General features: G+C 62.9%; 13 protein-coding genes. 7 read left to right on the forward strand and 6 right to left on the reverse strand.

Going from position 1 to position 19,394, the window contains the following annotated elements:
* Positions 1-215 precede the first annotated feature (215 nt).
* A complete protein-coding gene (locus tag R3F00_RS04935; RefSeq protein WP_371280612.1) occupies positions 216-2,228 on the forward strand; it encodes an Ig-like domain-containing protein in 2,013 nt (670 codons plus the stop codon).
* A 26-nt stretch (positions 2,229-2,254) separates the two neighbouring features.
* Here R3F00_RS04935 and R3F00_RS04940 read toward each other — a convergent pair whose 3' ends face one another.
* Together R3F00_RS04940 and R3F00_RS04945 are read right to left on the reverse strand one after the other, a co-directional pair.
* Entirely contained in the window at positions 2,255-2,881 is a 627-nt protein-coding gene (locus tag R3F00_RS04940) for an SGNH/GDSL hydrolase family protein (protein ID WP_371280761.1), read from the reverse strand.
* Between the two features lie 24 nt (positions 2,882-2,905).
* Positions 2,906-4,153 (reverse strand): aminotransferase class I/II-fold pyridoxal phosphate-dependent enzyme, encoded by a 1,248-nt coding sequence (locus R3F00_RS04945; protein WP_371280613.1) that lies wholly within the window; start codon positions 4,151-4,153, stop codon positions 2,906-2,908.
* A 243-nt stretch (positions 4,154-4,396) separates the two neighbouring features.
* On the opposite strand from R3F00_RS04945, the gene R3F00_RS04950 reads away from it, so the two are divergent.
* Both R3F00_RS04950 and rsgA read left to right on the forward strand, forming a co-directional pair.
* The gene (locus R3F00_RS04950) at positions 4,397-5,518 is read left to right on the forward strand and encodes an efflux RND transporter periplasmic adaptor subunit (RefSeq protein WP_371280614.1); all 1,122 of its coding nucleotides are present in this window, start codon (positions 4,397-4,399) and stop codon (positions 5,516-5,518) included.
* A gap of 97 nt (positions 5,519-5,615) precedes the next feature.
* Complete coding sequence (gene rsgA / locus R3F00_RS04955) at positions 5,616-6,692, forward strand: ribosome small subunit-dependent GTPase A (protein WP_371280615.1); 1,077 nt, start codon at positions 5,616-5,618, stop codon at positions 6,690-6,692.
* A 104-nt stretch (positions 6,693-6,796) separates the two neighbouring features.
* On the opposite strand, the gene R3F00_RS04960 is transcribed toward rsgA, so the two are convergent.
* Positions 6,797-7,693, reverse strand: coding sequence for a hypothetical protein (locus R3F00_RS04960; protein WP_371280616.1), 897 nt, complete (start codon positions 7,691-7,693; stop codon positions 6,797-6,799).
* A 258-nt stretch (positions 7,694-7,951) separates the two neighbouring features.
* On the opposite strand from R3F00_RS04960, the gene R3F00_RS04965 reads away from it, so the two are divergent.
* The 4 genes from R3F00_RS04965 (at position 7,952) to R3F00_RS04980 (ending at position 16,988) form a co-directional block, all read left to right on the forward strand.
* The gene (locus tag R3F00_RS04965; protein WP_371280617.1) at positions 7,952-11,221 is read left to right on the forward strand and encodes a hypothetical protein; all 3,270 of its coding nucleotides are present in this window, start codon (positions 7,952-7,954) and stop codon (positions 11,219-11,221) included.
* A gap of 113 nt (positions 11,222-11,334) precedes the next feature.
* Positions 11,335-13,131: a Kelch repeat-containing protein gene (locus tag R3F00_RS04970; protein WP_371280618.1), complete on the forward strand. Its 1,797-nt coding sequence runs from the start codon at positions 11,335-11,337 to the stop codon at positions 13,129-13,131.
* Positions 13,132-13,522: 391 nt separating this feature from the next.
* Entirely contained in the window at positions 13,523-16,246 is a 2,724-nt protein-coding gene (gene aceE, locus R3F00_RS04975; RefSeq protein WP_371280619.1) for a pyruvate dehydrogenase (acetyl-transferring), homodimeric type, read from the forward strand.
* Between the two features lie 70 nt (positions 16,247-16,316).
* Positions 16,317-16,988 carry a class I SAM-dependent methyltransferase gene (locus tag R3F00_RS04980; protein ID WP_371280620.1) on the forward strand — a complete coding sequence of 224 codons (672 nt, stop codon included), beginning with the start codon at positions 16,317-16,319 and terminating at the stop codon, positions 16,986-16,988.
* Between the two features lie 6 nt (positions 16,989-16,994).
* Here R3F00_RS04980 and R3F00_RS04985 read toward each other — a convergent pair whose 3' ends face one another.
* The 3 genes from R3F00_RS04985 to R3F00_RS04995 all read right to left on the reverse strand — a co-directional run bounded on the left by R3F00_RS04985 (position 16,995) and on the right by R3F00_RS04995 (position 19,137).
* On the reverse strand, positions 16,995-17,447 hold the full coding sequence (locus R3F00_RS04985) for a TspO/MBR family protein (RefSeq protein ID WP_371280621.1): 453 nt from the start codon (positions 17,445-17,447) through the stop codon (positions 16,995-16,997).
* A gap of 220 nt (positions 17,448-17,667) precedes the next feature.
* On the reverse strand, positions 17,668-18,579 hold the full coding sequence (locus R3F00_RS04990; RefSeq protein WP_371280622.1) for an AEC family transporter: 912 nt from the start codon (positions 18,577-18,579) through the stop codon (positions 17,668-17,670).
* 102 nt (positions 18,580-18,681) lie between these two features.
* Entirely contained in the window at positions 18,682-19,137 is a 456-nt protein-coding gene (locus R3F00_RS04995; RefSeq protein WP_371280624.1) for a hypothetical protein, read from the reverse strand.
* Positions 19,138-19,394 lie beyond the last annotated feature (257 nt).

Here is a 19,394-nt window from a genome sequence, read left to right on the forward strand (position 1 = left end):
TGTACCTCAAGGCAGGAATTCGAATGGGTGGCTTCGGTCGGTCGTGCAGACCCGGCCCATGGGCTGCACATGGGTGCGCAAGACCCGATGTGCAAGGGTCCGAGCATGATCGCCGCGGAGCCTGCATGGCGGCGTAGCCTCCCCGGTTTGGCCGACCGTGAAAAATACTGGATAATTCGCGGTTCAGGGGAACGACTACCGTCAGGGGAAACGACATGATCCGCCAACTGCCACTCTGCGTCGCCATTGCACTCGCTACGTCGGCGCATGCGCAGGCACCCACCGATCCATCCTCGGGCGATGTCACCATACCGGTCACCTACGTCGGATCCAACGCGCGCGTCTCGCTCGGCGTCGACAACGACGGCGATGTGCTGGGCGAAATTCTTGCGATCCTCGGCAAGACCGACGAATCCGCATGGCTGGCGGAACTCTGGCTCGGCCAGAGCAGTTCCGGCGGCATCCAGGTCAGCTACAACCGGCTGTTCGGTTCCCCCGACAGCGACAAGGCCAGCGTCTGGAAATTTTTCGTCGCCGGCGACCAGAACATGTACCGGGACAACAAGGCGACAATCGGCGTGGGCTGGGAGCGCGACGACCTGTTCTTCAGCGGCTACTACAGCCATGCAACCTCAGGCTCGCGCCTGGTCAACTCCTCCCTGGTCACCGATACGACCACCCTGACCGGGACCGATGCCAACGGTGCCTATACGCAATTGCAGACAATCGAGACCCTGACCGACTTCTTCGAGCACCCCTACGAGAACGGCATCGGTTTCCGCCTGGGCGCCTATTTTGACGAGCCGCTGCTGCGCGTGCGCGCCGGCTTCGACTACGAAAAGGGCGATTTCAGTTCCGACCAGTCGACCTTCTCGCTGGGCATGGACAAGCTGTTCCGGAACAGCCCGTTCAGCCTCTCCGTACAGGGCGAGTACCTGCGCAAGTCCGGCGATTTCGAGATTGACGAGTCCGACAGCCGCGGCTGGCTGCTGGTTCGATACGACTTTGGCCAGAACTATCGCGTTCGCGACCCGTTCCGCATGGTCGAAGTGCGCACGCCGGCGCCGGCTGCCGCACCCCCCTCCGAGCCACAGGTGATTCGCAACGAAGTGCGCCTTGATGGCGATGCATTCTTCGGCTTCGACCAGTCCGACCTGCGCCCCGACGCCATCGCCGCGCTGGACGAACTGGTTGCCAAGCTGGCTTCGTTGTCGCGCGTCAGCCGTGTCAGTGTCATCGGACATACCGATTCGGTAGGCACTGAAGACTACAACCAGCGACTGTCCGAGCGCCGCGCAGCCAGTGCCAAGGCCTATCTGGTCAGCCGCGGCATTCCCGCCGACCAGATCGACACGCGCGGAGCCGGCGAACTCAATCCCGGTTTCCCCAATGACACGGCGGAAAACCGACAGAAGAACCGTCGCGTCGACGTCGACTTCCTGACCATCGAGGAAACCATTGTGCCGGCAGCGGCTCCGGAGCCTGCCCCGGACAAGGTCGAATGGGTCCGCGAGCCGGTCAAGGCCAATCCGGCCTGGATCGAACGCGCATTGCGCAACCCTGCCGAACACAAGCGCACCGTTGACGTCTACAAGTTCGAGGAAGAGTCCAGCACGACCACTCTCGGACCGCGCGAATACCTCAACGGCATGCCGGTGGCTGCCGATGACGCAGCCACTGTCGATTTCGATTCGGTCGACAACCTGATCAATGTGCTCGCCAATGACAGCGATCCGGAAGGTGACGCACTGATCATCAGCAGCGTCTCTACGCCCATGCATGGCAGTGCGCAGATCGTTGGCGGGCAGGTCAGCTATACACCGATGCCGGGCTATTCCGGACCTGACAGCTTCACTTACACGATCAGCGACGGCAACGGCGGAACCGCTACAGCCACGGTCAGTATCACCGTCAATACCGCAGCGGATTCCAACCAGCCTCCCGTTGCGGTCGACGACGATGGCGGAGCTCTCAAGGGTTACTCAACCGATATCGATGTACTGGCAAACGACAGCGATCCGGATGGTGATCCGCTGACGGTGGTCTCGGTGGACCATACCGGCCCGGGCATCGCCGACATCACGATCAACCCGGACAACACGATTCACTACCAGTCCATCCACGGCTTCTCCGGAATCGATACCTTCACCTACACGATTTCAGACGGCCGCGGCGGCACCGCAACAGCCACGGTCGTGGTCGATGTCTACGAGATTGCCCACGAGTGACGTGGCGCGAATCAGTCGCGGCTGTTTCAGCGGTCGCGACTGGCCAGCAAGCGCCTCGCAACGGGCAGTATCAGTTCCACCCATAACGCATATTGCTCCGCCGACGGATGCAGGCCGTCTTCGGCAAGCATGCTGCGTGCGACACCACGTGAAATCCCGGTGATATCGATCCAATGCGCGCCACGCTCCACGGTCAGGTCGCGGGCGCAGCCATTGAACCGGTCGATTGCGGCACCGACCGCAGCGCTATCGACGCCTTTTTCCGCAGCGAAACGCGTCACGCCCCAATCGGGAATCGAGACGGTGATGACGCGTTCGGGCTGGCCGCCAGCCTGGCCGACGGCAAGATCGAGCAGACTCGAGAATTCGGCAGCGTAGTTGTCCAGGCTGCGTCCGCGGTACTGGTTGTTGACACCGATCAGCAGGCTGACCAGGTCGTACGGGGGGCGGAACGCGAAGTGCGCCGCTGCCTCCAGCAATTCATCGGTGGTCCAACCGGTGGTCGCCAACAGGTCGGCGTGATCGATGCTCCGATTCTCGGCCTGCAACGTCGAGATCAGCTGCGCCGGCCAGCGCCGATCTGCATCCACACCCTCGCCGATCGTGTATGAATCGCCGAGCGACAGCAGGGTCAAGCCGCCAGGATTCCGGATCACGCTCGTTCCATGCCCTGCCATTCAGGCCACGTGGCGCGCGCGTCCGGCGTCTTCGGCAACGCGCTGCAGGGCGCGCTCGATGCGCTCGAATACCTCCTCGATCACGCCCGCCTCCGGCAGCAGCGTGATGCGGAAATGGTTGCGATAGTCGACGTTGAAACTGGAGCCCGGCACGATCAGCACGTCTTCGGTTTCAAGCAGATGCAGCGCAAAGTCTTCGTCGTCGAATTGCGGCAGCACGTCGGAATCGATACCGGGAAACGCATAGAGGGCCGCCTCGGGCGCGACCACTCGCATGAAATCGCTGCGCGCAACCGCATCGAGCACGGCCTGACGCGAGGCATGCAAGCGCCCGCCCGCACCGGTCAGTGCCCTGATCGTGTCGGGGCCCTGCATGGCCGGCTCGATCGCCCACTGCCCCGGCACGTTGCCACACAGGCGCAAAGCGGCGAGCAGATCGAAGGCATGCAGCATGTCGGCTACGCGGGCCTCGTTGCCTGAAACCGTGAACCAGCCCACCCGGTAGCCGCAGGCGCGGTGTACCTTGCTGAGCCCACCGAAACTCAGGCACGGCAGATCGCCGGCGAGCGGCGCCAGCGGTTCGAATCGGGCCCCTTCGTAGAGAATGCCGTCGTAGATTTCGTCGGCCAGCAGGACAAGGCGATGCCGCTCGGCCAGATCGACGATGGCAGAAAGCAATTCGCGCGGATAGTTCGCGCCGGTCGGATTGTTCGGATTGATCAGCACGAGCGCGCGCGTCCGCGGCGTGATCAGTGCGGCCAGTTCATCAACATCAGGCAGATGTCCGCGCGCAGCGGGGCAGGAGTAATGCACGGCCTTGCCACCATTGAGGATGGTGGCCGCTGTCCAGAGCGGATAGTCGGGCGCCGGAATCAGCACTTCGTCACCCTGTTCGAGCAACGCGCGCAAGCTCAGGTCGATCAGCTCGCTGACGCCATTGCCGATGAACACGCGCTCGGCGCTGGCCGTCGACGATCCTCGCGCACGTTGCTGGGCTGCGATTGCTTCGCGGGCGAGCGGCAACCCCTGCTGCTGGCAATAGGCTTCGCTGTGCGGCAGCGATCGCGTGACCGCTTCGCGAATGTGTTCCGGCGCTTGGAAACCGAATGCCCCGGGATTGCCGATGTTGAGGCGGACGATGTCGCGACCTTCGGCCTCCAGGTCGCGCGCCCGGTGGCTGAGGGTGCCGCGAATTTCGTAGCGAACTTCGGCAAGGCGGGAACTGGTTTTTACGGCTCGGTGCGGCATGCTCGGGCACTTTCTAGTCGATTCGGCATCTTAGCAACAACTCTTGCTGCATCGCACACAAGGATTTGTGCAACCAATCCCACAGTTTGCGCATCCAATACCTCCGCATGCACCGATCTCGTCGATCAGTACCTTCGGCAGGCGCAACTTCTCTGCCGCATCCGCACAATCGATCACCAAGACATTGACAGTTCGAGTTTTGGTGTTATAGTTACCTACAACACTACCCAAACAGCACAGACCATGAACCGCCAAATCCCCACGATTCTCATTGCCATCGCGCTGAGCGCCGCCCTCGCAGGCTGCTCTGGCAGCGCGGCAACCGACTCGGTCGCGGACACCAAGACCGAGGCCAAGGTCGAGGCTGCGCAGCCGGTCGAAACGGCCCGTGTCGAGCAGGGCGAGCTGATCGCACGTTATTCCGCGACCGCTACCTTGCAGGCCGAACACGAAGCCAAGCTGATCAGCGAAGTGCCGGGCACCGTACTTGAGCTGCTGGTCGAGGAGGGCGACAACGTCAGGAAGGGCCAGTTGCTCGCCCGCGTGGATGCCGCGCACAGCCGCCTGCAGTTGCGCGAGGCCGAAGCCGACCTGCAACGCCGCAAGAACGATGTCGACCGCGGCGAGAAACTGCTCGGCCGCCAGTTGATTGCCGCTACCCTTCAGGACCAGGCTGAATCCGACTATGCCGTGCGCAAGGCCGATGTCGACCTCGCCAGGGTTGTCGTCAACAAGGCGGAAATCCGCGCTCCGTTCGATGGCGTCATTACGCGCCGCTGGATCAAGCAGGGACAACTGCTGGAAGCCAACGATGCAGTCTTCGACATGGCCAACTTCAATGATTTGCGCGCCGAACTGCGCGTCCCCGAACGCGATGCGGTCGCTCTGGCTGCTGGCCAGCCGGTCAACTTCACCGTCGACGCCCTGGCCAATCGCGAGTTCGAAGCAAAGGTCGAACGCGTGGCGCCCGTGGTCGACAGCGACAGCGGCACGGTCAAGGTCACTGTGCAAGTCGACAATCGCGACAGGACTCTGCGTCCTGGCCTGTTCACGCGAATGGACATTTCATTCCTGCACGTCGCCAACGCCGTACTGATGCCGAAGGCCGCCGTGCTGGGCAGCCGCGATGCCACCATCGCCTATGTCATCGAAGATGGAAAGGCCGTGCGCACGCCAATCCGGCTCGGTCACGAAAACGGATCCAGCATCCAGGTGCTCGAAGGAATCGACGCAGGAGCGGAAGTCGTCGTCACGGGCCACGCGGCACTGAGCGACGGCGCCCTGGTCGAGGTCCTGGGCTCGGATCCAAGCGCGACGATCGTGCATGCTCGTGCGGTCGCGCTCGCCGGCAGCAGTGAGTCCTGATCGGCGAACTGCATTGCTGGCGTCGCCGATCGCATTGCGAGATTCATCGCATTCGCTTTCCTGCAACCTCGTGAGAGGTTCGGGCTAGAATCCGGCGATGGCCGATTCCCCAGAAACCCTGCTTTCCCGAATCGGCTGGCGCGGCACGATACCTGCCGCGCCAGCCGATCATCCCGAATACCGCATTGCACGCGTCATCGCCCAGCACCGCGCCGGTTACGAATTGCATGATGGCGTGCATGCCTTCAATGCGCAGCCCGCACCACGTTTCCTGAAGCCAGGCATCGATCCGACCGAGCGCCCTGCCGTCGGAGACTTTGTCCTGGTCGGCAACCACAAGCCACCGAACATCGAACAGATTCTTCCCCGTCGCAGTACCCTGGCCCGCGCCGCTGCCGGTGAACGCCACTTGCGTCAGCTGATCGCTACCAACATCGATACGGTGATGGTCGTCAGTGGCCTGGACGGTGATTTCAATCCGTCGCGCATTGATCGCTACCTCATGCTGGTCGAAGGCAGCGGTGCCGAGGCCGTCGTGGTACTGACCAAGGCCGACACGACCGAAGACACCGAAGCGGCCGTGGAAGAAATGCGCAAGCGCGTACCGAAAGGCAACGAGATCATCGCGGTCAATGCCAAATCGGCCGACAGCGTTGCCCGGTTGCTGAAGTATTTCGGACCGGGCACATCGACGGTACTGGTTGGCTCCTCGGGAGTCGGCAAGTCGACGCTGACCAATACCCTGCTTGGCGAGTCGCGCCAGGCGACCAATACCGTTCGCGAAACCGACAGTCGTGGCCGCCACACGACGACCTACCGCGCACTGATCCAGCTGCCCAGCGGCGGCTGCCTGATCGATACGCCCGGCATGCGTGAGATCAAGCTGACCGGCGAGGAATCGCTCGATGGCAACCAGTTTGGCGACATCGAGGATCTGGCCCAGGATTGCCGCTTCGGCGATTGCAGCCATCTGAGCGAACCCGGCTGCGCCGTGCGTGCTGCGCTGGAAGACGGCCGGCTCGACAACGCGCGCTGGCACAACTACCTCAAACTGCGCGACGAACTCGCCGCTGCCACGGACAGTCTTGAAGCGCAACTGCGGCGAAAGAGCGAAGCCCGCGTCCTGACCAAGGCCCTGGGTCGCCGGCTCGACGAGAAATACGGTCGACACTGATTGGCGTGAACGACCCGCGAGGGCGCTGCCAATCTGGAAATTCGATGCCAGCGTGGGACGCTGATCCGCTGGCTGGCGGCTGAAGACATCCGGTAGTCGGCTTCCTACTGCACGCCCTCGCGCGCCGCCAGGGCGAGCTTGATCAACAGGTCGCGCTCCGCCTCGCCGGGTTCCTTGCCGGGTATCCAGCTGAATTCGAAATGCCGACTGCCTTGCAGGTAACGCACCGTGGCTCGCGGATTTCCTTCGCTACAGGCATGGCTGATGCTGCCGTGTGCACCGAGCGCAGGCAGCGGTTCGGACCTGCAGCCACCGCTGCTTGCCATCGTCTGCGCAAGCCCGGGACTGACGTCTTCGACGATGGCCAGCATCAGCACGCGCTTGCCGGCGTTGGCAATGCAGCTGTTCGAACCATAGACCTGCTGCGAAAACGTGGCCCCCTCGAACAGTCGCTTCAGGACCGACTGGTTGAAATACTCGCAGCGCGTCGCCGCCTGCATGGCGCCCTCATCGGCTGACAATTCAAATGCATTGCGGGCGAGCGCAAGATACGCATCGCGAGCAGCCGTGGAGACCTCGCCGGGAACCGTGAGCGACCCCATCACCACAACGCGTCCTTCGTGCCCGACCAGAAACAGCGAATTCCGCGCGCCGCCTGCGGAATCCTCCTTCGGTCGATAAGCGAAGCCCTTGCTGCCCAGGCCCTCCATCTCCTCGATCACGTGACTTGAACCCAGATTGGTGCGCATGCTGACGACAAAGTCCTGCGCCTGCCCGGCGGAATCCTTGACCATCTGGTTGAACGACAGCACAGCGGGACCGCCTTCCGAGCGACCCAGAAACTGGCAGGAACCTACCTGCCCGCCGCTCATTGTCTGCCATGGACTATAGGCGGGCAGTGCCTTGGCCACCTGCGCTGCGGGAAGCCAGGCGCATGCGTCGGCGGCCAGCGCGTTCAGGGGCAACAGGAAAACAAGGATCGCCAGCCATTGAGTCTTCATTGAGTCGGCCTCCCCGGTTGCGAGCGGTCATTTTGCACGCCTGCATTGGGGGACGCCAATGGAGCAGCACTGACGATGCGGTGCTGCATCGATCCGGATCTTCTTGAACAGGGTGAAGCGTGAAGCATGCGCTCCAGCGCGGGCGTCCGGGTTCCGAAGCGCGGCGCGGATGTCCAACAGATGTGCTTGGCAGATCCTGTTGCAACCACACGCAAGGTTCGGGCTAGACTCGACACGTTCAATCACGGGGAATTCCAGATGAAGTACTTGCTGCTTGCGGTGATGGCGCTGCTCCTGGCCTTCGGCATTTCAACGCTCAGCGCGGAGAAGTCGAAGAGCACGATGAACGCCGATACGTTTGCCGGCCTGAAGCTGCGCGGCATCGGGCCGGCCTTCATGTCCGGGCGGATAGCCGACATCGCGATCGATCCGGTCGACCCCAGCACCTGGTACGTGGCGGTGGGCTCGGGTGGCGTCTGGAAAACCGAAAACGCGGGCACGACCTGGACGTCCGTCTTCGACGGCCAGGGCTCCTACTCCATCGGCAGCGTGACTCTGGACCCGAGCAATCGCCACACCGTCTGGGTTGGCACCGGCGAAAACGTTGGCGGCCGTCACGTGGGCTTTGGCGACGGCGTGTATCGCAGCCAGGATGGCGGGACTACCTGGAAGCACATGGGACTCAAAGCCAGCGAGCGCATCGCCAAGATTGTTGTTCATCCGGATGACAGCCAGATCGTCTGGGTCGCCGCGCAGGGTCCACTCTGGTCGAAGGGTGGCGAGCGCGGCCTGTACAAGACGGTCGACGGTGGCGAAACCTGGAAGCGGGTACTTGATGCGGGAGAATGGGCCGGGGTCACCGACCTCGTGATCGACCCGCGCGACCCGGATCTTCTCTACGCCGCAACCTGGCAACGCCAGCGATCGGTCGCCGCCTTTGTGGGGGGCGGACCGGAATCGGGATTGCACCGCTCCACCGACGGCGGCACCACCTGGGAGCGCCTGAAGACCGGCCTGCCGGAAGGCCCGATGGGCAAGATCGGACTGGCCATCTCGCCGCAGAAGCCGGATGTGCTGTATGCGGCAATCGAACTTGAACGGCGCAAGGGTGCGGTCTATCGCTCGAGCAATCGTGGCAGCAGTTGGGAGAAGCGCTCGGATACGGTATCGGGCGGCACCGGCCCGCATTACTACCAGGAGTTGTACGCGAGCCCGCACGCCTTCGACCGCATCTATCTCGCCGATGTGCGCATCCAGATCAGCGACGATGGCGGCAAGACGTTCCGACCCATGGAAGAAACGCACAAGCATTCGGACAATCATGCGCTGGCCTTCCGTGCCGACGATCCGGACTACCTGCTGGTCGGCAGCGACGGCGGTCTCTATGAGAGCCAGGATCTGGCCAGGACCTGGCGCTACATCGACAATCTTCCCGTCACCCAGTTCTACAAGGTCGCCGTCGACGACGATGCCCCGTTCTACAACATCTACGGCGGCACCCAGGACAACTCCTCGCAAGGCGGACCCTCGCGGACCGACAACCGCAACGGGATTCGCAATTCCGACTGGTTTGTCACGCTATTTGCCGACGGTCATCAATCGGCCACGGAACCCGGCAATCCGGACATCGTCTACGCCGAATTCCAGCAGGGCAATCTGGTTCGCTACGATCGCGCTACCGGCGAAATCGTCTATATCCAGCCGCAGCCGGAGCCGGGCGAGGGATCGGAACGATTCAACTGGGATGCGCCGATCCTGGTCAGCCCGCACGACCCGAAGCGACTCTATTTCGCATCACAACGCGTCTGGCGTTCCGACAACCGCGGCGACACCTGGCGCCCGATTTCCACCGACCTCAGCCAGGGTCGCGATCGCATGCAGATGCCGCTGATGGGTCGCCAGCAAAGCTGGGATTCCGCATGGGACATGTTCGCCATGTCGAACTTCGGCAGCATCACCTCACTGGCCGAATCACCGAAGGCAGAAGGCTTGCTCTATGCCGGTACCGATGACGGCCTCATCCAGATCAGCGAGAACGGCGGCGAAAGCTGGCGCGCCGTGTCGGTCGGAAGCTTGTCCGGTGTACCCAGGGAGGCATTCGTCAATGACATTCGCGCCGATCTGTTCGACGCAGACACGGTCTATGTCGCGCTCGACAATCACAAGAACGGCGACTTCCGCCCCTACCTCTATCGCTCGACCGATCGTGGCCGCAGCTGGAGTTCGATGGTCGGCGATCTGCCCGAGCGTCATCTGGTCTGGCGCCTGGTCCAGGACCACGTCAAGCCCGAGCTCTTCTTCGCCGCAACGGAGTTCGGCCTGTTCTTCACACCCGATGCCGGACGCCATTGGGTGCAGCTGAAAGGCGACGTACCCACGATCTCGTTTCGTGATGTGACCATCCAGCGCCGCGAGAACGATCTGGTCGGCGCATCCTTTGGCCGCGGCTTCTTCGTTCTCGACGACTATTCGGCCTTGCGCCAGATCGATGCCACGGCGCTGGAGAGCGAAGCGACGCTGTTCACGCCGCGACGTGCCTGGTGGTACATCGAGAAACGCCCGATGGCAGGAGACGGCAAGGCCTATCAGGGCGACGGCTATTACGTTGCGCCGAACCCCGATTTCGGCGCGATATTCACCTACTACCTGAAAGATGACGTGCAGAGTCGCGCCGACAAGCGCAAGGCCGATGAGAAACCGCTGATCGAAGCCGGCAAGGACACCCCGGTGCCCAGTTGGGCCGCACTGGAAGCCGAGCGCCGCGAACAGGAGCCCGCATTGATGCTGGTGATTCGCGATACCGATGGCGACATCGTGCGTCGCGTTCCCGCTCCGACCCACAAGGGCGTCCAGCGAGTGAGCTGGGATCTGCGCTATCCGTCCATGGACGCCATAGGTACGCCACCCGACTATTTCAGCCCCGAACCGGTGGGCTTCCTTGCCATGCCCGGCCAATACAGCGCAACGCTGGAACAGCGTATCGACGGCGTGGTCACTCCGATAGCCGGGCCCGTCGAGGTCAAGGTGGAACAGATGCGCACCGGTTCACTGCCGGCCAGGTCGCTGGCCGAAACCGGCGCATTCCTGAAGCGGCTGGCGAGGGTCAACGCGGGTGTGTCAGCAGCCAATCTGCAGTTGCCGGCACTGGCAGCCCGGGTCGACCAGCTCGGCCAGGCGCTGGCCCGTTCGCAGGCAGGCCCGTCGGTGGACAAGCAGTTCGACGCTGCCAGGCAAACCCTGTTCCAGATCGAGGAGGCCTTTTCCAACAATGTATCGAAGGCTGAAGTCGGCGAACCCGAGGCTCCCTTGCTGGCGCAACGCTACTGGCATGCCATGCTCGGCGTCACGTTCTCCAGCTACGGCCCGACGCCCAGTCACGAACGCAGCCTGGAGCTCGCCGAAGCGGAACTGGCCTCGCTGAGTGCCCAGGTCAAGCAACTGGAGGAACAGACCCTGCCGGCAATCGAGCAGGCGCTGCAGGCGGCAGGCGCACCCTGGTCGCCAGGGCAACCCTTGCCGGGAGGCTGAGCCTACGCGCTTCGTTCAGATGACAACCCGGAGGCAAGCTGGCCAAGAGCACAGCAGTTGACATACGAAACTGATCGTATGATGCTCTTGGCACGCTTCCCCGGGGAGTCCTCATGCGCTCATCCATCCTGCTCTGCATCGTTTTTCTGGCAACGACTTTCGGCACCGCAGGAGCCCATGATCCAGAGCCGCCCCCGCCAGGATCCGACGGCGAAGTCGGCTATTGGCCCGGGCCAGGCATCAGTGGGCCGTGGTACAACCCGCAGCGCAGCGGCGAGGGTTTTGTGCTTGGCTACATGCCGAACGGCAGTTTGCTGGTCAACTGGTTCACTTTTCCGGCGCCCGGCGAATCGGGCACCCAGGACTGGATCGTCGGCGAAGGCGGATACGTAGTCGGCAACCGGGTCCGCTTCGATCACATGTACCGCGCGTTCGGAGGTGTCTGGGGCGAAGCATTCGACCCCACAGCGATCGATCGCGTGGAATGGGGAACCCTGGAGTTCGAATTCCACGACTGCAATACCGCCACATTCCGCTATGACGGTCCGGCAACCCACGGCAGCGGCGAGTATTCCATGATCAAGCTGGCAGCCATTGACCAGATAGATTGTGCGGGCGGGCGGGAACTTGCTCCCTCCGGCGGACGGGCGCTCGAAGGTCTGCGAAGTCTGAGCGGCGCATGGTACCTGCCATCACGCTCCGGTGAGGGCTGGTATCTGCAACAACTCTCGGATGATCGTCTCCTGGTCAACTGGTTTACCTACGATCCCGCGGGCAACCGGGCCTACGTACTTGGCCTCGGCTATCGCAACGGAAGCAGCTACGAATTTCCCGACATGTACCTGGCGCAAGGCGCCCGATTTGGCGAGGCTTTCGATCCTGCCGATGTCCTGCGATCGGCGTGGGGGGAGATGACCATCACTTTCACCGACTGCCGGAATGCAACCTTCGAGTACCAATCCAGCGTGCCCGGCTATGGCAGTGGCAGCTATCAGCCGGTGCGGCTGACCGGACTCGCCAGCTCCGTCTGCATCGACGGCACGCCGCAAGCGATGACCGGTGGAAGCTGGACGCAACACGCCAGCATGCCTGCGCCTGCCCAGTCGGAACTCGATGTCGCGACTGCCAACGGACATATCTACGCATTGGGGGGCTTTGGCGATCCGAGAGGCTTCAAGCGCTACGATGCAGCGACCGATCAGTGGACTTCGCTGGGCCAATTGCCAGCGGGACGTGACCACCTTTCCGCGTTCGCGATCGATGGCGGTGTTTTCTATACCGGCGGGGCATTCAATGGCGGCGGAGAAACCGGCGTCAGCGGCTACCGGTACGACATCCAGAGCGGCCTCTGGGAGGCACGTCCGGACCTGCCCTTCAACTATGGCAGCCGGGCCGCCGTGCTGAATGGACGCGTTTTCATCGGTAGCGAGGATGGCGGGCTCTGGGAATACGATCCACGCCAACGGACAAGCCGGTTCATTCCGCCACCGCCCAACTCGGCCCAACGCGATCATGCCCAGGTCCAGGCGTTCCTCGGCGAAATCTGGGTGATTGGCGGGCGCTTTCCGGAAACCAATCGGGTCGCCATCTATGATCCCGTCGCCGAAAGTTGGCGAGCCGGTCCGCTGACCAACCGTTTTCGAGGCGGTTTCGGCGCAACCGTCGTTGGAAACCAGCTTGTGATCGGCGGTGGTGAAGTGGTCACCGGCACGCGTCGACTCGAGCCCAGCGTCGAGATCTATGCGGCGGGCTCCACGAGCTGGACCCTTGCCTCGAATTTGCCCGTGCCGGTTCATGGCACTGCGGCAGCGACAGTGGGCAATCGCGTCTACTTTGTCAGTGGTTCGACGGCTGCTGGCTCGGCCTGCTGCGCGACGGGACAACTGTTCTCGATCGAATTCACGCCCTGAGAGGATTCTTGCCGAAAACCTCGCGCACTGAACCGTGTGGTTGACCCTCCGCAAGCAGCTGAACTTCTACATGGCGATCGGGGACAACGGTCATTGGAGGACGCCGCCGGGCGCGGCAGGATGACACGACGCTTCACTGCGCCCGCGAAATCACGGACCGTGCAGGAGACTGGCACGCCATTGAGCGCTATCCTCGCTCAGGCTTTCTGCGTGCGTGCGTGAGCCGAGCCTGGCCACAAGATCGGCCAGCCCTGCTGGCCGGACAATCCAGTCGCCAGCGACCCGTCAACATGCACGAAACCCGCTGCCCGGCTAAACTCCGGGGTCTGGTGGCCACCTTCCGGCGGTTGGCTGCCATCCCATCCAAACCGCTCGCCCGCGAGGAACCCGCATGAATCAGCTTCAGGACATTCTCGACCAGGACCTCGATCCGGTTGAAACGCGCGAGTGGACCGAATCGCTGCAGTCGATCATCCAGACCGACGGTCCGGAGCGGGCGCACTACCTGCTCGAGCGCATGGTCGAGGAAACCCGACGCGCCGGCGGGCACCTGCCGTTCCAGCCGACCACGGAATACATCAACACCATTCCTCCGCACATGGAAGCCAAGTGCCCCGGTGACGCGGCCATGGAATGGCGGATCCGCTCGCTGGTGCGCTGGAATGCAATGGCCATGGTCATCCGCGCCAACCGCAAGCCCGGCGACCTCGGCGGACACATCGCGAGTTTCGCTTCCAGCGCGACCCTGTACGACGTCGGCTTCAATCATTTCTGGCGGGCGCCGAGTGACGAGCACCCGGGCGACCTGATCTTTCATCAGGGTCATTCGAGTCCCGGCGTCTATGCGCGCTCGTTCCTCGAAGGCCGCATCACGACCGAGCAACTCGACCACTTCCGCATGGAAGTCCAGGGCAAGGGCAACGGGCTCTCCTCGTACCCGCATCCGTGGCTGATGCCGGACTACTGGCAGGTTCCCACCGTTTCCATGGGCCTGGGGCCGCTGCAGGCGATCTACCAGGCGCAGTTCATGAAATACCTCGAGCATCGCGGCCTGATCGAACCCAGCGACCGCAAGATCTGGTGCTTCATCGGTGACGGCGAATCCGACGAGCCGGAATCACTCGGTGCGATTTCGCTGGCCGGACGCGAGGGTCTCGACAATCTGATTTTCGTGGTCAATTGCAACCTGCAGCGCCTGGATGGCCCGGTGCGTGGCAACGGCAAGATCATCCAGGAACTCGAAGGCGTGTTCCGGGGCGCCGGCTGGAATGCGATCAAGCTCTGCTGGGGCAGCTACTGGGATCCGCTACTCGCGCGCGACACCAAGGGCATGCTGCGCAAGCTGATGATGGAAACCGTCGATGGCGAGTACCAGAACTGCAAGGCCTTCGGTGGCGCCTACACGCGCGAACATTTCTTCGGCAAGTATCCGGAAACCGCCCAGCTCGTCGCCAATCTTTCCGACGACGACATCTGGCGCCTGAATCGTGGCGGCCACGATCCGCACAAGGTCTATGCCGCCTATCACGAGGCCGTCAACACCAAGGGCATGCCGACCGTCATCCTGGCCAAGACGGTCAAGGGCTACGGCATGGGCAGTGCCGGCGAATCGCAGAACATTACCCATCAGCAGAAGAAGATGGACGACGCGGCCGTGCGGGCGTTCCGCGACCGTTTCAATATTCCGATTTCCGACGAAGATCTGCCCTCGGTGCCCTACTACCACCCGGGCAAGGATTCGCCCGAAGTGCAATACATGCTCGAACGGCGCAAGGCACTCGGCGGCTTCCTGCCGCAGCGGCGCATGAAATCCGAGTCGCTGGCGACTCCGGAGCTCGGCGCGCTGGAAGCGCTGACCAAGGGTTCCGGCGAGCGCGAGATCTCGACCACCATGGCTTTCGTGCGCGGCATGAACCTGCTACTGCGCGACAAGACCATCGGTCCGCGCATCGTGCCGATCGTCGCCGACGAGGCGCGCACCTTCGGCATGGAAGGCATGTTCCGCCAGATCGGCATCTATGCGCCGTTCGGGCAGAAGTACAAGCCGATGGATGCGGACCAGCTCATGTTCTATCGCGAGGATCAATCGGGCCAGGTGCTGCAACAAGGCATCAGCGAGCCGGGCGCGTTCTCCTCGTGGATGGCCGCCGCGACCAGCTACTCGGTCAGCAACGTGCCGATGCTGCCGTTCTACATCTACTATTCGATGTTCGGCTTCCAGCGCATTGGCGACCTGGCCTGGGCCGCAGGCGACATGCGCGCACGCGGCTTCCTGCTCGGCGGAACGGCTGGCCGTACCACGCTCAACGGTGAAGGCCTGCAGCACGAAGACGGACATTCGCACCTTCTGGCCGGCGCGATTCCGAACTGCCGCAGCTACGATCCGACCTTCTCGTTCGAGGTGGCGGTGATCCTGCAGGACGGCGTACGCCGCATGCTGACCGAGCAGGAGGACACCTACTACTACATCACCCTGATGAACGAAAACTACACGCATCCCGACATGCCCGAAGGTGCCGAAGCAGGCATCATCAAGGGCATGTATCTCCTCCGGGAATCGGGAATGGGGAATGGGGAGAAGGGGAAAGCAAAGAGCAAGGCGAAGAACGTGCCGCAGGTGCAGTTGATGGGTAGTGGCACGATCCTGCGCGAAGTGATGGCCGCTGCGGATCTGCTCGAGGAGGAATTTGGCGTGGCCAGTACGATCTGGTCGTGTCCGGGTTTCAACGAGCTGCGTCGAGACGGTTTCGATGTCGAGCGCTGGAACCGGTTGCATCCGATGAGCAAGAAGCCGCGCAAGAGCTGGGTGGCGGAGTGCCTGGAAGACCATCCCGGACCGGTCGTGGCTGCAACCGACTACGTGCGCGCCTACTCGGATCAGATCCGCGCGTTCATCCCCAATGGTCGGCCGTTCATCTCACTCGGTACGGACGGCTACGGGCGCAGCGATTCCCGCGAAGCCCTGCGCGGGTTCTTCGAAGTCGACCGCTACTGGATCGCGCATGCGGCCATTTCCGCACTGGCCGCAGAAGGCAAGATGAATCCCGAGGACGTCGCGCGAGCGATCAAGCAGTGGAAACTCGATCCGGAGAAACCAAACCCCGAAACGGTCTGACCGCCGGTCAACCGGAATGGTCGGGGCAAGCCCCGCCTCTCGCCCGTCGACCGCAGGTTTGCCGCCAATCATGGATTCCGCATTTCGCGATATCCCGAGGCACTATCTGCCTCGGCATGTGCACTACTACTACGCTCGCATCAAGCTGGCGACGGACCCGCTGTACGTCGGGGTCGGCGAAGTTCTGGCGGGTCGCAACGAACCCCTGCTCGATGTGGGCTGCGGCATTGGCCTGCTCGCTCACACGTTGCGTGCACAGGGCTACAAGGGCAGCTATGCGGGCGTCGACATCGACGCAGGCAAGATCGAATCCGCGCGGGCGGCGGGCGTACGCGCCGGGCTGACCGGCCTGGATTTCGATACGGTTGATCTGGCCCTCGATTTCCCCCGTCATCAGGGAAACGTGGCCTTGCTCGACATCATCCAGTTCCTGCCACCCCAGGCGCAGGATGTCCTGCTCGAGCGCGCCATTGCCAGCGTCAGCCCCGGAGGCATTCTGGTCATTCGCACCGGCCTGCAGCGCTCGGGCCCGCGACTGCGTTTCACGCGAGGCATCGATCGACTGGCACGTCTGACGCGCTGGATGAATGTCGGGCCGAACCGCTATCCGCGCAGGGATGACCTCGAGGCACGCTTCGCCAGACACAACATGCAGCCCCGGTTCACCCCGTTGCGTGCGCGCCTGCCGTTCGAGAACTGGATGATCTGTGCGGAGCACCCGGTCGCCGGCCCGGCAACCTGATCGAAATCAGCTGTTGAGCTGCCAGATCGCTGCGTTGAGCAGCGTCGCGAACGCAATCCAGGCGAGATACGGCAGCATCAGCCAGCCGGCCAGACGATCGTGCCGAAAAAACCGCACGATGGTCACCAGCACCAGCAGATCAAGGACGACGATGTCGACCAGGGCAAGGTCGATGCGGTGCAGGCCAAAGAACAGCGGCGACCAGATCGCATTGACGACCAGCTGGACCAGCCACAAGCCGATCGCCAGACCCGACCCGGCCACACGGTAGACCCGCCAGGCGGCAATGGCCATCAAGCCATAGAGCAGGGTCCATGCAGGTCCGAATACCCAGTTCGGCGGGTTGAATGCAGGTTTTTGCAGCGCGGCGAACCAGGCATCCGGGGCAGCCGTTGCGCCGACCAGCGCGGCGACCGTGACCAGCACCAGGAATACGATCAGGCTTTTCCATCCGCGCATGCTTTGAGTCCCCGAATCGGTGAAATGCTGCCGCACCCTACACGAGCACGGGCAACCGCGGGTTAACGGCGAAAACGCTCACGGCGTCGAAGGCTACCTCGATCGCCTGAATTCCGATCTGCGTTGAAGCGAGCCGCTGTCCTGCACGACGAATCCGGCGTTCTGCTGCTGCGGCTCCTGATGGCGTGTGGACCGGGATCCTTCATGCGCCGGAACACGCTCAAGCACCCAGGATCCAGTGCCATAGCGGCAATGTGAGCATCGACGCGACTATCCCGTAGCCGACCAGGGCAGAGGCAAGTTCCGGCGCCAGTCCCGCCGATGAAAGCAGCGCGCCCGACGTCATCATCGGTGGCATGGCCGTGAGGTAGACAGCGACCACGCTGATTTCGGCTGGCAGCTCGAACCAGCGGCACAGGCCGAACGCGATCAGCGGCATCAACAACAGTTTCGCGACCAGACCCAGAACCAGCGGCAGGCGATGCTGGCCAGGAAGGCGCAAGCGCAATTGCATGCCAAGTGCCAGAACGACGATCGGCAGCAAGGCATCGGCAAGCAGCTGCAGACCCTGACTGACCGCCTGCCCCGGTTGCGCTGGCATGATCGTCAGCGCAAGCACCAGCGCAATGAACGGAGGAAACCCGATGACCCGGCGCAGGATACCGAGGGGCGTGGGTCGGTCACCGCCTCCGAACCACGCAACAACGAGCAACCCCCAGGTAGTCAGGATCAGAAAGGAACCGAGCTGGTCGTAGACGACGGCATAGGGCATCGCGCTGGCACCGACCAGGACGGGAATCAGCGCATAGCCGATGAACGAGGTATTGCCGAGCGGCACCTGCAGCAGCAGGTTGGCGGTAGCGCCTCTGTCGAGCCGAAGACGTCGCGCGACAGGCCAGATCCCGATGTTGGTCACCAGCAAGATGATCCACGGCACCGCGACCAGACCGATCAGGTCCTTCCTGAATTCGAGTCCGGGTGCATGCAGCAGAATCGCGGCGGGCAGGCATACATTCAGCACGACGAGATTCAGCGTATGTGCCGCGTTCTCAGGAACCATGCGGCGCCAATCGAGAAATCTCCCGACAGCCAGCAACACGACGATGAAGGCGAATATCGCGACAACCGACATCAACGGATTCCCAGGCCGGCCGCACTCAACATCGGAGCAAGCCCTCGTGGTGGCTGCCGGGCGAGCAACATTCGCGCTGCAATTGCACGTTCACCCACGCGCTCAGGGGATGATCAATGGAAGCGCCGCAATGGCGCTGGATACGGCCATGTTCGCGTTGCAATTCCCCTTGTCCGGCTCGCGCACACAATGGAACGCGACCAACTTCAGGCCATTCAGATTCTTGCAGGGTGCGCCGCGCACCTTGAATGAGTTTTCCGTGCTCGCACCGCTGGCTACGGGTCCGATATTCGCGAGCGATTCGCCGCTGGCGGCAGATACGCTTGCCGTGGTGCTGCCCTCGACCGCCAGGGGCAGCACCCTGAAACTTCCACGGCGAACCGCTGCGTCCATGCCATTGCTGGCGGTGTAGTCGACACGGCAACTCGGCAAGCCCATCATCGTGTCATCACTGGCAGCGCGCAGTTGCACGGAAAATTCGCCGGCTTGTGTGGTCGAGGCTGCAAAGGCCAGGAGGACTCCGATTGCATGGGCAGCGGGTCGAGCGATTGAAAACATGGTCAGCACTCCGTGTGGAAGAATTGGGAACACTTCGGGCGTGCACGCTTGTTGCGAGCCAAGGCGCGGATCTCGCGCCTCGCCACAAGCCTGCTGCATGTCCATTGCCCGGAAAAGACAGGCAGGCAACCTTCTCCACACGCTCGCGACTTGCGGCGCGCGTCGATTGGCGGTGCCCGGGATGACGCAACTCTAGCCCAGCCCGGGCGTCGAATGAAGACGCAGCTGGTCATGAAATGCGGCAGAGCTGCGCATGG

Source organism: Dokdonella sp., from assembly GCF_041395345.1.
Taxonomy (GTDB): Bacteria; Pseudomonadota; Gammaproteobacteria; order Xanthomonadales; family Rhodanobacteraceae; genus Dokdonella.

What these genes read in the sequence shown, in the direction of transcription:
- R3F00_RS04935 (WP_371280612.1), top strand. Translation starts at nt 216, where the DNA reads ATGATCCGCCAACTGCCACTCTGCGTCGCCATTGCACTCGCTACGTCG.
- R3F00_RS04945 (WP_371280613.1), bottom strand. Translation starts at nt 4,153, where the DNA reads ATGCCGCACCGAGCCGTAAAAACCAGTTCCCGCCTTGCCGAAGTTCGC.
- R3F00_RS04950 (WP_371280614.1), top strand. Translation starts at nt 4,397, where the DNA reads ATGAACCGCCAAATCCCCACGATTCTCATTGCCATCGCGCTGAGCGCC.
- rsgA (WP_371280615.1), top strand. Translation starts at nt 5,616, where the DNA reads ATGGCCGATTCCCCAGAAACCCTGCTTTCCCGAATCGGCTGGCGCGGC.
- R3F00_RS04960 (WP_371280616.1), bottom strand. Translation starts at nt 7,693, where the DNA reads ATGAAGACTCAATGGCTGGCGATCCTTGTTTTCCTGTTGCCCCTGAAC.
- R3F00_RS04965 (WP_371280617.1), top strand. Translation starts at nt 7,952, where the DNA reads ATGAAGTACTTGCTGCTTGCGGTGATGGCGCTGCTCCTGGCCTTCGGC.
- R3F00_RS04970 (WP_371280618.1), top strand. Translation starts at nt 11,335, where the DNA reads ATGCGCTCATCCATCCTGCTCTGCATCGTTTTTCTGGCAACGACTTTC.
- aceE (WP_371280619.1), top strand. Translation starts at nt 13,523, where the DNA reads ATGAATCAGCTTCAGGACATTCTCGACCAGGACCTCGATCCGGTTGAA.
- R3F00_RS04980 (WP_371280620.1), top strand. Translation starts at nt 16,317, where the DNA reads ATGGATTCCGCATTTCGCGATATCCCGAGGCACTATCTGCCTCGGCAT.
- R3F00_RS04985 (WP_371280621.1), bottom strand. Translation starts at nt 17,447, where the DNA reads ATGCGCGGATGGAAAAGCCTGATCGTATTCCTGGTGCTGGTCACGGTC.
- R3F00_RS04990 (WP_371280622.1), bottom strand. Translation starts at nt 18,579, where the DNA reads ATGTCGGTTGTCGCGATATTCGCCTTCATCGTCGTGTTGCTGGCTGTC.
- R3F00_RS04995 (WP_371280624.1), bottom strand. Translation starts at nt 19,137, where the DNA reads ATGTTTTCAATCGCTCGACCCGCTGCCCATGCAATCGGAGTCCTCCTG.